This window comes from Geomesophilobacter sediminis, from assembly GCF_016458275.1.
GTDB lineage: Bacteria > Desulfobacterota > Desulfuromonadia > Geobacterales > Geobacteraceae > Geomesophilobacter > Geomesophilobacter sediminis.
Genome location: NZ_JAEMHM010000015.1, coordinates 16,020 through 31,240, shown reverse-complemented (window position 1 = coordinate 31,240; position 15,221 = coordinate 16,020). Strand labels below are relative to the sequence as shown.

The window sequence follows — 15,221 nt, the reverse complement described above, 5'->3', positions numbered from 1 at the left end:
AATATCAAACAGCAGCTCAGACCCCCCTTTCAGCGTTGACAACGCTTGCCTATGGTGATACTTTTCGTCAACTTCGACCTTTTTTAATTTGTTCGCCTCTGAAAGGTGTGTCACGTGCATTTTTATAAGATTTCCCGTCGCTTCATCAAGAAAATGCCGGCGCTGTTTCTCCTCGTTGCACTGGCTCTTCCCGCGCCCTCCTTTGCTATCGATTCCGACGACTCCCAGGTCTTCATCTCCGGGTTCAATGCCTACCAGAGGAAGGACTACCAGTCCGCGATCCACAGCATGTCGGATCTGCTCAAGAAGTACCCGGACACCCCGCTTCGGGACATGGGACTTTTCTGGCTGGCCCGATCGCATTACAAGGCGGGCAACAAGCAGGAAGCGGCGAAATACATGTCCCAATTCCTCAAGGAGTACCCGGACAGCCCGCTCAAAGGAACCGTCGAAGAAGAGCTCCTGACGCTGGCTGATCGCTACCAGAAGGGGCTGCCGCTCGAGGAAGTTGCCAAGGCCCAGAAGAGTCCCGAGCAGATCGCCGCCGAGAAAGCTGCTGCGGAAAAAGCGCTTGCCGAGAAGGCCGCCGCCGTGAAAGCGGCCGCGGAAAAGGCTGCCGCCGAGCGCGCCGCAGCCGAGCGTGCCGCTGCCGAGAAGGCTGCCGCCGAGCGGGTCGCCGCGGAAAAAGCCGCCGCCGAAAAAGCCGCCGCGCAGCGGGCTGCCGAGGAAAAAGCTGCCGCGGAGCGCGCCGCCGCCGAGAAGGCCGCTGCCGAAAAGGCTGCCGCCGAACATGCCGCCGCGGTCCAGGCGGCCGCGGAAAAGGCCGCCGTGCGCCGCGCCGCCGAGGAGAAGGCCGCCGCCGACAAGGCTGCGGCGGAAAAAGCTGCCGCCGAGGCCGCCGCAGCCGACAAGGCCGTGGCCGAGACGGCCGCTGCGGAAAAGGCCGCTGCCGCAGCCGTCGCGGCAGAGAAAGCCGCCGCCGAAAAAGCGGCTGCCGACAAGGTCGCTGCCGAGAAAGCCGCGGCGGCCAAGGTTGCCGCCGAGAAGGCCACGGCCGAAAAGGCCGCAGCGGCACGGCTTGCCCAGGCCGCTCCCAAGACCAAGAAAGGGCGCAAGGAATCCAAAAAGGCTGCCGCGGCGATGCGCGCCAATGCGGTCGCCGCGTACAAGGAAGTCATCGACAAGTATCCCGGCACCACGGCCGCGGTTACCGCGAAGGCCAAGCTTAAGGCGCTCGGGGTCGAGTATCCCGAGGTAGCCAAGCCGGCTCCCGCAGTTGCCGCCGCGCCGGCTGCCCCGGCTGCGGCGCCTGCCGCCGGCCAGGCCGGCACCTCGCAGGTGCTCAACCTGGAGATCGCCCAGTTCTCGGACATGGACGTCCAGGTCGGCCCGATTCCCGAGATGGAGGAAGCCGGCAAGCGCTTCACCATCCCGGTCGAGGTCACGAACCTCGGCAACGGCACCGACAGCTTCTACCTCGAGTCCGGCTTCCCGCCGGAGTACGACGTGCACTTCGCTGCCGCCGCCAACCCGGATGTTCCCATCAACGCCACCCCGAATCTCTCCCCGGGCGACAAGTTCCGGGGCAACATGGTCGGTACCGTTCCCCGCGCCAACATCGACGGCCAGAAGAACAGCTTCCCGATCAAGGTGGTCTCCAACCTGAACCGCGACGCTTCCCAGAGCCGCGAGATCAAGCTGGTCACCTCGGCCCCGCTTTTGCGCGCCGTGGTGAAGACCGACAAGACCAAGCTCCTGCCGGGGGAGAAGATCGCCTACCGGGTGGACCTGCTGAACATCGGCTCCGCGCCGGCTCGCGGCGTCACCGTCCGCCTCAACTATCCGCCGGAATACGAGCCGGTCGACTACCTCCCGGCCGGGTTCAAGATCGAGAACCGCGCGGCGATGGTGCTGGACGGCATGCAGCTTAAATCCGGCGAGAGCACCGTCTTGAACGTCACCTTCCAGTTGAAGGAGGAGGCGCTCGCCCAGCAGGAACTCTTCGTCCGCGCCGACGTCATCAATAACGACCTCGACAAGAAGGATTCCTTCCTTTCCGCAACGAGCGTCGTGCAGAGCGTCAGCAGCGTGACCGCCAAGACCACCGCCGACAAGCTCGTGGTCATCCCCGGACAGGTGGTCTCGGTCCCGCTCATCGTCACCAATACCGGCAACATGCGCCAGCTCTACTCGATCCGCTCCGAGATTCCGCGCAACGTCACCTTCACCTTCTTCCAGGACCTGAACCGCGACGGCAAGAAGCAGCCCAACGAGCCGATCATCAACCACGTCGGGCCGCTCACCCCGAAAGAGGAGTCCTACGTGGTCCTGGAGATCGCCACCCCCGCCAGCGAGAACGACGGCGCATCCACCCCGGTATCGGTGGTCTTCGAGCCGGAAAACAGCGAAGGGCGTGCGGCGGTCGTCGGGCTGCAGCTGATCTATTCCCGCCCGGTCCTGGAAATGACGATGGCCGCCCGCGGTGGTAGACTCAAGCCCGGCGAAGTTTCCTCGCTGGAGATCAACTGCGTGAACCGCGGCTCCAACCTGGCCAAGTCGGTGGTCATGACCAGCGTCTTCCCCGCGCAGCTGGAACTCCTCGCCGCCGACCCCAGCTTCGCCGTCTCCAACGACGGGAAGTTCAGCTGGCGCTTCGACGAGCTCGGCTCCGGCGAGCGGCGCAGCATCAAGGTGAGCTACCGGGTCAAGCCGGGGATCGCCGTCGGGACCAACCTGCAGATGAAGAACAGCCTCAGCTACCAGGATCTGCTCGGGAACAGGTACTAGCATGAAGAAACGGCTGCTCAAGACGGTGTGCCGGGTCGTTCCGATCCTGCTCCTGCCGTGTCTTTGCCTCGGCGAGGAGTACCTGCTCTACGAGCCGAAACCGGCCACGGGAGCGGAGGCGGGCAAGGACAAGGGGGTGCTGGTCAAAAGCGTCACCGTGCAGCCCGGCGACACGCTGAAACGGATCGCCCGCCGGCACATCGGCAAGGACTGGCTCTTTCCGCAGGTCCTGCTCTTCAACAAGGTACCGAACCCGGATCTGATCCATCCCGGCGACAAGCTCTACGTTCCCGTCTCCGGCGAGTCCAGCGGGGGCGCCAAGACGAAGGTGGGGAAACGAACGCACCTCCGGGGAAAGGCGAAGCACCACCGGAAGGAGAGCCGCAAGCGGGTACCGGCCACCAGGGTTTCCATTCCGCCGGCCGCCCCGGAAGCTGCGGCTCCGGCCGTGGAGCCGGTCCAGCCGACGCCGGCCGTACCGCCGGTCGAACGGAAGAAGGAGCGCCGCAGCGCCCGCAAGGCCGCCAAATCCGCCGTGGCCGCGAGCCGTCCCGCCGGTTCGGCCGCCGACGCGCAGAGCCTGTACCAGTCGGCGCGCAAGGCCTATCTCCAGGGGAATTACCGGCGCGCCGCGTCGCTTTTCTCCGACTTCTTGAAGAGCTATCCCGACTCGCCGGTGGCTGCCGACGCATCGCTCTACCGCGCCGACTGCTACCTGCAATTGTCTCAGCAGTAGGTTTCTGCTTACAGCCGCAGCGACAAGAAGCTCCCCGTGATACCTTCCGGGGAGTTTTTTCGTATCCGTGATTCGGTCACGCTCACTGGATAAGGATGCTGGGCCGCCTTTGCTGCATCGAATGAAGGTTGGTTCATCCCCCGGTTCCGGTAGATTCTGAGCGCACCCTTTCTGGCCATCGGCTCAACCGTCTCCCCCCTGCCGCTGTTGCACCGGGAATAAAATCTGGTAGATTCGATGAACTCGGCAATAAGTCAATGGTGCAGCCTTTCTTCTCACAGAGATTGGCTTGCCTCTGAGTTGTGGCAGGGGAATGGTTCCTCAGCGCTTTTTTTATGTGCTCTGGAGTCAAACTCTGCTATAATCGAACAGTTTTAATGAGTCTTTCGCTCTCCCGCAACGGGGGATGCATATAGAGAAATACGGCTGAAGTACCAACCTTCAGCCGCAGGTAGTGCCGTCGAGGTTGAGGTGAGTGTCTTCCCTTTCCCTTGAATTCCTCTCTTTCCTTCAGTGTTGCCGGAACCGGGAGCGGCGTGGGTATGGAACGGTCGACCAGGTCGGCCGCACTAAAAGCATGGGGCTGCGGAAGCGCCGCGAGAAGCGATGCGCCCGCCAGCTGCCGAAAGGATTTCACCTAGCATGTCCAGAAAAATGTTGATCAATGCGCTTCACGCCGAGGAAGCGCGCGTTGCGATCGTCGAGGACGGTCGCTTGGTCGATCTCGATGTCGAGATCGCCGGCAGCGAACAGATTCGCGGCAACATCTACAAAGGTGTTGTCGTCCGCGTCGAGCCCGGGCTTCAGGCCGCCTTTGTCGATATCGGCCTGAAGAAGCTGGGCTTTTTGCAAATGGGGGAGCTCCACCCGGAGAACTGGCGCTGGAGGGATGACATCCCGGAGGACCAGCGGCACCGCCGCCCGCGCATCCAGGAGGTGCTGCGGCGCGGCCAGGAGCTGATGGTCCAGGTCGAAAAGGGGGAGCGGGACAACAAGGGCTCCGCCCTCACCACCTATGTCTCCCTTCCCGGGCGTTACATGGTGGTCATGCCGGGGAGCGATTCCTCCGGTATCTCGCGCAAGGTGGAGAGCGAGTCGGAGCGCAAGAAGCTCAAAGAGATCATCGCCGAGATGGCGATCCCCGAGGGGTACGGCTACATCATCCGGACCGAAGCCGTCGGGCGCACCAGGGAAGAGCTGCAAAAGGACCTCGACTCGCTGATCAGCCTCTACAAGGGGGTCATGACGCAGGGGGCCGAGATGAAGGGGGCGGGGCTGGTCTACCAGGAATCCTCGCTCTTTGTCCGTACCATCCGCGATTACTTCTCCGCCGACATCGACGAGGTGCTGGTCGACAGCAAGGAAGTCTTCAAGCAGGTCCGCGAATGTCTGCGCGAGATCGACCCGGAGTTCGAGAAGCTGGTGAAGCTGCACCAGGAAAAGCGTCCCATCTTCTCCCGGTACCAGCTCGAGGAGCAGATCGACCTCATCTATGAAAAGAAGGTCCCCCTCAAGTCCGGCGGTTCCATCTTCATCGAGCCGACCGAGGCGCTGGTGTCGATCGACGTCAACTCCGGCAAGTCGACCGGGGAGAAGGGGGTCGAGGACACCGCGTTCAAGACCAACCTGGAGGCGGCCGAGGAAGCGGCCCGCCAGCTCAGGCTGCGCGACCTCGGGGGGCTGATCGTCATCGACTTCATCGACATGCGGGAGCGCAAGCACAACGCGGAGGTCGAGAAGACCCTCAAGGCGGCCCTCAAGACGGACAAGGCGCGGGTGAACGTATCCCGCATCTCCGAGTTCGGCCTTTTGGAGATGTCCCGCCAGCGCATCCGCCAGACGCTCAACCAGGCGAGCACCCTGGAGTGCCCCCACTGCGACGGGCGCGGCAAGGTGAAGTCGGTCGAGGCGATGGCGCTCTCCTTCCTGCGCAAGGTGCATGCGGCCGCCGCCAAGGGAACCACCGCCGAGGTCGTGGGCGGGCTGCCGCTGGAAGTCGCCTACTACCTGCTGAACCGGAAGCGGCGCGAACTCGCCCAGATCGAGAAGGATTACGACATCGAGGTGACCGTCAAGGGGAAACCCTCGTTCCTTCTCAACCAGATGGAGCTCGAGATCATCAAGCGCGAGAAGCTGGAGGAGCCGGTCCAGGAAAAACCGGCGCCGCGGTCCAAGGAAGAAGCCGCTGCAGCCCCGGAGGCCGCCCCTGCCGAGGGTGGGCGCAAGAAGAAGAAAAAGAAAGGGAAAGCTCAGGCCGAGCCGGAAGCTCCGGTCGTTGCCGAGCCCTCTGCCGAGGCCATCGAGGCGGCCGAGGAACTCCCGCTGCACCCGGAGGGGGTTGCCGCCCCGGAAGGGGAGGGGGAGGAGCAGAAAAAGAAGAAGCGCCGCAAACGGAAGCGGGGCAAGGGCGCCGCAGAGGCGGCCGGTGGCGGCGAGCCGACCCTGGAGGCCCTGGCACCGGTTGCCGCGGTCGCGGCATCTGCGGGTCCGGTAGCCGAGCCCGCCGAAGGGGTGGTTGGCGAGGAACCCTTTGCCGCCGGCGAGGGAGAAGCCCCGGGGACCGAAGAGGTGAAGAAGAAACGGCGGCGCAAGAGACGGCGCGGCAAAGGTGGCGCTCACGAGGCGGCCGCGGAAGCGGCTCAGGGTGGGGCCGCTGGCGGCGAAGCTGCCGCTCACGAGGCGGCCGCGGAAGCGGCTCAGGGTGGGGCCGCTGGCGGCGAAGCTGCCGAGGCGCCCGCTGAGGCTCCGGTAGCCGCTCTCGCCGCGGAAGGGGCGCCGGCCGGCGAGGAGAAGCCGAAGAAGGCCCGCCAGCCGCGCAAGAAAAAGCCGGCCCAGGAGGCCGCCGCACCGGTGCAAGCCGCTGCCGCTGCCGCCCCGGTCGCAACGGGACCGGAGAGAACGCCGGCTCCCGAGGCCCCGGCGGCCCCGGTTGCCTCGGCGGAGGGTGCCGAAGCTGCCGCACCGGCTCCGAAGAAGCCGCGCACCCGCGGCCCCCGAAAGGCCAAGGCGCCTGCCGCCGAAAAGGCCGCTTCGGAAGCCGTGATCCCGGCAGCCCCTGCTCCGGCACCCGTGCCGGCGGCTCCGGCCCCGACCACCGGGCCGGCCGCTGAAGAACGCCCGGCCCGGAAAACGCGTGCCGCGAGGCCCAAGGCAGCCGCTGCAGAAGCCGCGGCGACGGCACCGTCCGCTGCGGCCAAGGCAAAGCCGGCAAAGCCGGCAAAGCCGGCAAAACCGGTTGCGGAACCGGCGCCGGAAGCGGCCGCCGAGAAGCCCAAACGCGCGCCGCGGAGCCGGAAGACACCGGAAACCGCCGCCGAGCCCGCCGCTGAGGCGCCCAAGGCCGAAGGCGCTTCCGAAAAACCGAAGAAGCCGCGCGCACCGCGCAAGAAAAAGGAAGAACCGCAGGGATAGCGGAAAGTCCCACAAGAGATGTCGCCGAAACGTAGGGGCGCAGCTTGCTGCGCCCCTACGTCCTTTGAACGAGGAGCTACTCGCGGTTACCCGGAGGACGCGATGAGACTCGCGGTTTTCACCCTCTGTTTCCTGCTCGCCGGAGTCGACCTCCTGGACGCCGCCGAATTCAGCTCGACCCCCTACCTTGCCGGCCAATACTTCACCTGGAGAGAGTACGAGGGCGGGGGGGGGCGGCGGATCCTCAAGGAGAGTGGCCCGTTGGCGGCGGGGGGGGTAAAGGTCGACCAACGGACCGATTATTGGCACCTGCAGGAACACCTTCAGATCTTCGGCGGTGCGGTGGGGTATAAAGGGGAAACCCAGGCCGGGGTCCCCATCTCACTTAACGTCGACTATGTCGGGTACGACGCGAGCATGCTCAGCGGAGGCCGGCTCCCAACCCGGGTGGGGAGCTTCGAACCCTTTGCCGGCATCGGGTACCGGTGGTGGGCGCGTAACCTCCACGATACCCGGACCTCCTCCGGCACGCCGGTGTACGGGTACACCGAGCGCTGGGAAAACTGGTACGCGAAAATCGGCGGGCGCTGGGATGGATCGATCGCCCCAGCGGCGAAGCTGTACCTGGAAGGGGGGGCGAAAAACCCGTTTTTCGTCGCCAACCGGGTGAATTTTACCGGCGTAGGGGACGTTACCTTCCGGCCGGTGGGGCGGTGGGCCCCTTTCGGCGAGGCCGGTGTCTCTTGGGGGCGCTGGCAGCTGACGGCATCCTACGAAGGATTTAGATTTTCCCAGTCCCCCCTGACGAGCGTTCGTACCTCCACCGGAACGAGCATTTACCTTCAACCCGACTCATCGTCGGACATCTGGGGCCTGCAGCTGGGATATCGCTTTCCTTGAGTTGAGGGTTATTGAAGCATGGAACAGATTGCATTGATCGCCGTTTTCGGGGCGCTCGGCTGCCTCGCCCGCTATTTCGTTTCCGGGTGGGTCTACGACCTCCTCGGACGCTCCTTCCCCTACGGCACCTTTGCCGTCAACATCATCGGCGCCTTTCTCATCGGATTCATCATGGAATTCTCGCTGCGGAGCGCGCTCGTCTCGCCGAGCCTGCGGGTTGCCCTCACCATCGGTTTTCTCGGTGGGCTCACCACCTTCTCCACGTTCAGCTTTGAAACCTTCCGGCTCATTGAAGACGGCGCGCTGCTGATTGCCTTCGGCAACATCATGGCAAGCGTCCTTGCGTGTCTTCTCTGTACCTGGATCGGAATCATGGCGGCCCGGGCCCTGTAACCTAGGAGGTTTCATGCAGATGACGGAAATGACCGGCGAACAGGCGCTTTTGCGCATCTTCATCGGGGAAAGCGACCAGTTCAACCACCTGCCGCTCTACGAGGCGCTGGTCGAGCTGTTCCGCAAGGAGGGATTCGCCGGGGCCACGGTGCTGCGCGGCATTGCCGGCTTCGGAGCCCACAGCGTCTATCACACCGACCGGCTTTTGCGCCTTTCCCAGGATCTCCCGATCGTGGTCGAGGTGGTCGACAGCCGGGAGCGTTTCGAGGCGCTCCTGCCCACCATCGAATCGATGCTGGACGGCGGAATGATCACGATGGAGAAGGTCTCGGTCTGGTGCTATTCGGCAAAACGTCAAGGTTGAAAGGTACTTCCCGTCTGCTACACTTCACCAGTTCTTTTGCTCATGAAAGGAGTAGGCGATGGGTTTTTTAGAAAGTATCAGTCCCGATTGGCTGGAGCAGCAGTACGCCCTCTGGAAGAGGTCGCCGGAGCAGCTCTCGGAGCAATGGCGGGCGTTCTTCGAAGGGTTCGAGCTCGGCTCCGCTGAAGGGACCGAATCGGGCGGCCCTGCCGTCTCGGTTGAGGAGGTGCGCAAGCAGGCCGCAGTTCAGTCGCTCATCCACCGTTACCGGGAGATCGGTCACCTCCTGGCCTGTACCGATCCCCTCTCCCCCTGCAAGCTCGATCATCCGCTGCTTTCCCTTGCCGCGGTCGGGCTGGACCAGGGCGACCTGGACAAGACCTTCCACGTTCAGGGCTTTTTGAAGGAAAGCGCGACCCTCAAAGAGATCCTCGGCGTTTTGCGCAGCACCTACTGCGGTTCCATCGGGGTGGAGTTTTCGCACATCAACGATCCCGAGGCACGCCAGTGGCTCATCGACCGGATGGAGCCGACCCTCAACCGGGGAACCTTCACCCCGGAGGAGCGGAGCGGCATCCTCTGGAAGCTCAAGGAAGCCGCCCTCTTCGAACGGACCCTCCAGAAGAAGTTTCCCGGGCAGACCCGGTTTTCCCTTGAGGGGGGTGACGTCCTGGTCCCGCTCCTCGCCCAGGTACTCCGGCATGCCGCCACCCTCGGGGTGACCGACATCGTGATCGGGATGCCGCACCGCGGCCGGCTCAACGTGCTCGCCAGCATCTTCAATATCCCCTACCAGAACATCTTCGCGGACTTTGCCGACAATTTTCAGCACGGGGTGGTCGGCGAGGGGGACGTGAAATACCACAAGGGCGCCTCATCGGTGCTCAACCTCCCCGGTGGGAAGGTCCACCTGACCCTGGCGCCGAACCCGAGCCACCTGGAGGCAATCGACCCGGTCGTGGAAGGGAAGTGCCGGGCGCGCCAGGACCGGATCGGTGCGGGCGCGGACCAGCGAGTCATGCCGGTTTTGATTCACGGCGACGCCGCGTTCGCCGGTCAGGGGGTGGTGGCCGAGACCCTGAACCTCTCCCAGTTGGCCGGCTACCGCACCGGGGGGACCTTCCACATCGTCCTCAACAACCAGGTCGGCTTCACCACCACCTCCGCCGAGGCCCGTTCCACCCTCTATGCCACCGACCCGGCCAAGATGATCCAGGCGCCGATCTTCCACGTCTACGGCGACGACCCCGAGGCGGTGCTTCACGCCGGGATGCTCGCCGCCTCCTACCGCGACCGCTTCCGGGTGGACGTGGTGGTCGAGGTGATCTGCTACCGCCGGCTGGGACACAACGAGGGTGACGAGCCGTTCTTTACCCAGCCCCTCATGTACCAGAGCATCAAGCTCAGGCCCTATCTGCACACCCTCTACGAGACCGAGCTGGTGCGGGACGGTTTCCCTCCCGAGGATCTCCAGGCGATCGAGGCCGGAGTTGCCGAGTGCCTCTCGCATTCGGCGGAGAGCGGGCCGCTTCCGGTGCAACCGCTGCCGCACGCAACCTGGAGCGAGATCCACGCCGGGTACACCGCGGCTCCGGTTCAGACGGCGGTCGACGCCGAGACCCTGAAGGGGCTGGCCGAGCGGGCGGCGAAACTGCCGGAGGGTTTCCATCCCCATCCCAAGGTGCAGGCGCTTTTGGAAAAGCGGCGCGACGCCATCGTCAAAGGGGAAGGGATCGACTGGGGGGGGGCGGAAAGCCTCGCCTACGCGACCCTGCTTGACGAAGGGACCTCGGTCCGCATCTCCGGGCAGGACGTGCGGCGCGGGACCTTCAGTCACCGTCATGCGGCAATCATCGACCAGGAGACCGGAGAGCCGTTTTATCCCCTGGACGGCCTGGCCAGCGCCAAAGCCACGTTCCGCGCCTACGACAGCATGCTCGCCGAGTTCTCGGTGATGGGCTTTGACTACGGCTATTCGATGGAAGCCCCGGAGACGCTCACCATCTGGGAAGCACAGTACGGTGACTTCGCCAACGGCGCCCAGGTCATCATCGACCAGTTCATCTGCTGCGGGGAGACCAAGTGGGAGCGGATGAGCGGCCTGGTCCTCTTTCTCCCGCACGGCTACGAAGGGCAGGGGGCGGAGCACTCCAGCGCACGCATCGAGCGCTTCCTCAACCTGGCGGCCTGCGACAACATGCAGCTCGTCTACCCGACCTCACCGGCGCAGCTCTTCCACATGCTGCGCCGGCAGATGAAGCAGCCCTTCCGAAAGCCGCTCATCGTGTTCACGCCCAAAAGCCTGCTGCGCCATCCGCGCTGCGTTGCCTCGATCGAGCAACTCTCCACCGGCAGTTTCCAGCCGGTGATCGCCGACTCCCAGGAGCGTTCGGCGGTGGACAGCGTGCTGATCTGCACCGGCAAGGTCTACTACGACCTTTTGGAGCGCCGGGAGCGGGACGGGATCGAGGGGACCGCCCTGGTCCGGATCGAGCAGCTCTACCCGTTTCCCGAACAGCAGCTGGCCGAGGCGCTCAAGGGTTATCCGGACGCGACGCGGTTTCGTTGGGTCCAGGAGGAGCCCTATAACATGGGGGCCTGGAAGTTCATGCGCAGCAAGCTCGCGCGCATCCTCGGCGGGGAGCCGCGCTACGTCGGCAGGGCCGAGGCGGCATCTCCGGCGTCCGGCTCGCATCGCCAGGACCGCGCCGAGCAGGACCGGCTGGTCGCCGAAGCTTTCCTCAAGCATTAAGTTCCCGGAAGGAGGGGAGAACCCCTATGGAAATAAAGGTCCCTGCAGTAGGCGAATCGGTTATGGAAGCGCTCGTTGCCCGCTGGTTGAAGCAGGAGGGTGACGCGGTCGCCAAGGACGAACCGATCTGCGAGATCGAAACCGACAAGATCACCCTGGAGATCCAGGCCGATGCCGCCGGTGTCCTGAACATCGTGGTGCCCGAAGGCGAGACGGTCCGGATCGGCACGGTCATCGGCAACATCAACGAGGGGGCGCCAGCGATGGCGGCCCCGAAGCCCGCCGAAAAGCCGGCGGCGCAACCGGCCGAGCCGCCCCCCGCCCAGCCGACCAAGGCGGCGCCGGGACGCGAGACGGCCCGGGAAACCCCGCCGCTCGCCGCCGAGCCGCACGAAGAGCCCCCCACCTCCCCGGCGGGACGCAAGCTCGCCCGCGAGCTGGGGATCGCCGCCGACGGCGTGGCCGGCAGCGGCCGAGGCGGCCGGGTGACTGCAGAGGATCTGCGGCGCCACGAGGCGGAAAGCCGCCGGGAGCCGGCACCGGAGGCAAAGGCGACGCCCGGACCGGCTCCGGCCGCGCCTTCCGGGTTGGAGGCCGCCCCCCGCCCGGCACCGGAAGCTTCCCCTGCCGAACCGGGGCGCATCACCCGGAAACCGATGTCCCCGCTCCGGAAAAAGATCGCGCAGCGCCTGGTATCGGTGCGCCAGAACACCGCCATGCTCACCACCTTCAACGAAGCGGACCTGACCGAGGTGATGCAGCTGCGCAAACGGCACGGCGAGCATTTCCTCCAGCGCCACAACGTGAAGCTCGGGCTGATGTCCTTTTTCATTCGTGCCTGTTGTGAAGCCCTGGTGGAATTCCCGGAGGTGAACGCGAGCATCGAGGGGAACGACATCGTCTACCATAACTACTGCGACATCGGCGTCGCGGTGGGGAGCGAGAAGGGGCTCGTGGTCCCGGTGCTGCGCAACGCAGAGCGGCTGACGCTGGCCCAGATCGAACAGGCCATCGTGGAGTTCGGGACCAGGATCCGGGAGAACCGTCTCGAGCTGGCGGATCTGGAGGGGGGAACCTTCACCGTCTCCAACGGCGGCATCTACGGCTCGCTCCTCTCCACCCCGATCCTGAATCCGCCTCAAAGCGGGGTCCTCGGGATGCACTCGATCCAGGAGCGTCCGGTTGCCCGCGAGGGGCAGGTGGTGATTCGCCCCATGATGTACCTGGCCCTTTCCTACGACCACCGGATCGTGGACGGGAAAGGGGCGGTCGGTTTCCTGAAGCGGGTCAAGGAGTACATCGAGGATCCGCAGGAGTTGCTTCTGGAAGGATGAGTGCCGCGGTGCGGCCAAGCCTGCCCGCAACCGAAGGGTTCAGATTTCCCGGTGATTTCTGAACCCTTTTTGGTTTTGGCAAGCGCACCGCAGAGGACGCGGAGGGGCGCAGCGGCCTCCTGACTCGTAGGAGCGGCATTTCTGCCGCGATTCACCGCTGCCTCAGGCGGAGCGGATGAATCAATGGACGCGGATCGTTTAAACCTGTGGGAGCGCCATTTCTGGCGCGAATTCGGTTTTCATCAATGGAGTGCGGAGGATAGGGATATGGCAGAAGAAACTTTCGATCTCATCATTATCGGCGCCGGCCCCGGCGGATACGTTGCGGCAATTCGTGCCGCCCAGCTCGGAATGAAGGTCGCCGTCGTGGAAAAGCGCGAATCGATGGGCGGAGTGTGCCTGAACGAGGGATGCATCCCCAGCAAGGCGCTTCTCGACTCCAGCGAGCTGTTCCATCTCGCCAAGGAGAAGTTCTCCGGCCACGGCATCGAGATCGCCCCGCCGGTCCTGAACCTCCCGAAGATGATGGCCCGCAAGGAAGACGTGGTGAAAAAACTCACCGACGGGGTCGCTTTCCTGTTCAAGAAGAACAAGGTGACCACCTTTCCCGGCGTGGCCCGGCTCCAGGGTGCCCGGGCCGACGGCGTGCACCAGGTCGAGGTTACCGGGGCGAACGGCAGCCAGACCGTGCTCGGTAAAAAGATCTGCCTGGCGACCGGAAGCGAGGCGGTGGAACTCCCCTTCCTGAAGTTCGACGGCAACCTGGTGGCGAGCGCCCGCGAGGCGCTTTCCTTCGACCGGGTTCCGGAGCACCTCATGGTGGTCGGCGGCGGCTACATCGGCCTTGAGCTCGGCTCGGTCTGGCGTCGCCTTGGGGCCGAGGTCACCGTTGTCGAGATGCTGCCGCGGCTCATCGCGGGGAGCGACCAGCAGGTGGCGGACGCGCTGCTTAGGTCCCTCAAGAAACAGGGGATCCGCTTTTTGCTCGGGGCCAAGCTCGCCAAGGCGGAAATTCGGGGCGAGCAGGTCGTGGCGGTCGTGGAGAGCGAGGGCGAGTCCCAGGAACTTACCTGCGACAAGGTCCTGGTGGCGGTAGGGCGCCGGCCGCTCACGGCCGAGCTCGGCATCGAGGCGCTCGGCATTGCCGTCGACCGGGGACGCATCATCGTCGACCAGGATTACCAGACCAACGTTGCCGGCATCTATGCCATTGGCGATCTCATCGCCGGGCCGATGCTCGCCCACAAGGCGATGGAGGAAGGGGTGGTCTTTGCGGAACGCCTGGTCGGACAGAAGAGCATCGTGGAGTACGAGTTCGTGCCGGGCGTCTGCTACACCTGGCCCGAGGTGGCGTCGGTCGGCAAGACCGAGGAGGCGCTCAAGGAAGAGGGGGTCGAATACCGGGTGGGACGATTCAATTTCCAGGGGAACGGCCGGGCGCGCTGCATGGACGAGACCGAAGGGTTCGTGAAGATCCTGGCCGACGCGAAGAACGGCAGGCTCCTTGGGGTCCACATCATCGGCCCGCGGGCCTCCGATCTCATCTCCGAGGCGGTGACCGCCATGACCTTCGGCGGCAGCGCCGAAGATATCGCCCTCACCTTCCACTCGCATCCGACGCTCTCCGAGGCGGTGAAGGAAGCGGCGCTCGATGTGGATAAACGGGCGATACATGCATAGAGGCGGGATCGGGGCGGTGAGGCTAGGCCTAGGGGCCGGAACCCCATCCTCACCCTGTCCCACCCCTTGAAGGGGAGGGTACGCTTTGGCTTCTGATTCATGCTTCGGTTGCTGATTTGCGCTGTGGCTGCCGGTTTACGCTTGGGCTGCCGATTTTCTGTGCGGCTGGTGATTTGCGCTCTGGGAGCGCCATTATTGGCGCGAATGCGACGGTGGAGGTGACTCGCATGGCACTGAACGTCACCGACCTTGGCTTGATCGGGTATCGGGAAGCACTCGAGCTGCAGGAGCGCCTGGTGCAACGGGTCTGCGAGGGGGGGCGCGAGACGCTGCTTCTGCTGGAGCACGAACCGGTCTACACGATCGGCTCCGGGGGAAGCTCCGCCAACGTTCTCGACCCGGCAATCTCCGCCGAACGGGTCAACCGCGGCGGGGATGTCACCTACCACGGCCCGGGGCAGCTGGTCGGCTACCCCCTGCTGGATCTCTCCCGGCGCGGCAGGGACCTGCACCGTTACCTTCGTTTCCTCGAGTCCTTCCTGGTGGAGGTGGCCGCCGATTGCGCGGTTGCGGGATTCTCCGTCCCCGGGAAAACCGGAGTCTGGACCGAACGGGGCAAGCTCGCCTCCATCGGCGTCGGCGTCCGACGCTGGGTTACCATGCACGGCTTTGCCCTCAACGTCTCGCTCGACGCCGCTCCCTTCCGGCGCATCAATCCCTGCGGCATCGCCTCCTGCCCAATGACCTCCTTAGCCGCGGAAGGCGGCGCGGAGGTGTCGCTACCCGCAATCAAAGAACTGGTGCGGACCAAATTCGAACTCTCGCTGGACGCTTTTTTCGCCGCGGCGTGAAGCAGCAATAACA

The 15,221-nt window shown here is 64.8% G+C and carries 10 protein-coding genes; all 10 read left to right on the top strand.

Annotated elements, in window-relative coordinates:
• Window positions 1-114: 114 nt before the first annotated feature.
• Window positions 115-2,787, top strand: coding sequence for a tetratricopeptide repeat protein (locus JFN93_RS17570; RefSeq protein WP_407931889.1), 2,673 nt, complete (start codon window positions 115-117; stop codon window positions 2,785-2,787).
• A gap of 1 nt (window position 2,788) precedes the next feature.
• Window positions 2,789-3,523, top strand: coding sequence for a LysM peptidoglycan-binding domain-containing protein (locus JFN93_RS17565; protein WP_199385437.1), 735 nt, complete (start codon window positions 2,789-2,791; stop codon window positions 3,521-3,523).
• A 642-nt stretch (window positions 3,524-4,165) separates the two neighbouring features.
• Window positions 4,166-6,934, top strand: coding sequence for an Rne/Rng family ribonuclease (locus tag JFN93_RS17560; protein WP_199385436.1), 2,769 nt, complete (start codon window positions 4,166-4,168; stop codon window positions 6,932-6,934).
• A gap of 102 nt (window positions 6,935-7,036) precedes the next feature.
• Window positions 7,037-7,834, top strand: a complete 798-nt coding sequence (locus JFN93_RS17555; protein WP_199385435.1) for a hypothetical protein — start codon at window positions 7,037-7,039, stop codon at window positions 7,832-7,834.
• 18 nt (window positions 7,835-7,852) lie between these two features.
• Window positions 7,853-8,227 (top strand): fluoride efflux transporter CrcB, encoded by a 375-nt coding sequence (crcB, locus tag JFN93_RS17550; RefSeq protein WP_199385434.1) that lies wholly within the window; start codon window positions 7,853-7,855, stop codon window positions 8,225-8,227.
• A 19-nt stretch (window positions 8,228-8,246) separates the two neighbouring features.
• Window positions 8,247-8,591, top strand: a complete 345-nt coding sequence (locus JFN93_RS17545) for a DUF190 domain-containing protein (protein WP_199385525.1) — start codon at window positions 8,247-8,249, stop codon at window positions 8,589-8,591.
• Between the two features lie 58 nt (window positions 8,592-8,649).
• Window positions 8,650-11,343, top strand: coding sequence for a 2-oxoglutarate dehydrogenase E1 component (locus JFN93_RS17540; RefSeq protein WP_199385433.1), 2,694 nt, complete (start codon window positions 8,650-8,652; stop codon window positions 11,341-11,343).
• Window positions 11,344-11,369: 26 nt separating this feature from the next.
• On the top strand, window positions 11,370-12,677 hold the full coding sequence (odhB, locus tag JFN93_RS17535; protein WP_199385432.1) for a 2-oxoglutarate dehydrogenase complex dihydrolipoyllysine-residue succinyltransferase: 1,308 nt from the start codon (window positions 11,370-11,372) through the stop codon (window positions 12,675-12,677).
• Window positions 12,678-12,944: 267 nt separating this feature from the next.
• The gene (lpdA, locus tag JFN93_RS17530) at window positions 12,945-14,357 is read left to right on the top strand and encodes a dihydrolipoyl dehydrogenase (RefSeq protein WP_199385431.1); all 1,413 of its coding nucleotides are present in this window, start codon (window positions 12,945-12,947) and stop codon (window positions 14,355-14,357) included.
• Between the two features lie 218 nt (window positions 14,358-14,575).
• Window positions 14,576-15,208 carry a lipoyl(octanoyl) transferase LipB gene (gene lipB / locus JFN93_RS17525; RefSeq protein WP_328754249.1) on the top strand — a complete coding sequence of 211 codons (633 nt, stop codon included), beginning with the start codon at window positions 14,576-14,578 and terminating at the stop codon, window positions 15,206-15,208.
• Window positions 15,209-15,221: the final 13 nt, after the last annotated feature.

What these genes read in the sequence shown, in the direction of transcription:
- JFN93_RS17565 (WP_199385437.1), top strand. Translation starts at nt 2,789, where the DNA reads ATGAAGAAACGGCTGCTCAAGACGGTGTGCCGGGTCGTTCCGATCCTG.
- JFN93_RS17560 (WP_199385436.1), top strand. Translation starts at nt 4,166, where the DNA reads ATGTCCAGAAAAATGTTGATCAATGCGCTTCACGCCGAGGAAGCGCGC.
- JFN93_RS17555 (WP_199385435.1), top strand. Translation starts at nt 7,037, where the DNA reads ATGAGACTCGCGGTTTTCACCCTCTGTTTCCTGCTCGCCGGAGTCGAC.
- crcB (WP_199385434.1), top strand. Translation starts at nt 7,853, where the DNA reads ATGGAACAGATTGCATTGATCGCCGTTTTCGGGGCGCTCGGCTGCCTC.
- JFN93_RS17545 (WP_199385525.1), top strand. Translation starts at nt 8,247, where the DNA reads ATGACGGAAATGACCGGCGAACAGGCGCTTTTGCGCATCTTCATCGGG.
- JFN93_RS17540 (WP_199385433.1), top strand. Translation starts at nt 8,650, where the DNA reads ATGGGTTTTTTAGAAAGTATCAGTCCCGATTGGCTGGAGCAGCAGTAC.
- odhB (WP_199385432.1), top strand. Translation starts at nt 11,370, where the DNA reads ATGGAAATAAAGGTCCCTGCAGTAGGCGAATCGGTTATGGAAGCGCTC.
- lpdA (WP_199385431.1), top strand. Translation starts at nt 12,945, where the DNA reads ATGGCAGAAGAAACTTTCGATCTCATCATTATCGGCGCCGGCCCCGGC.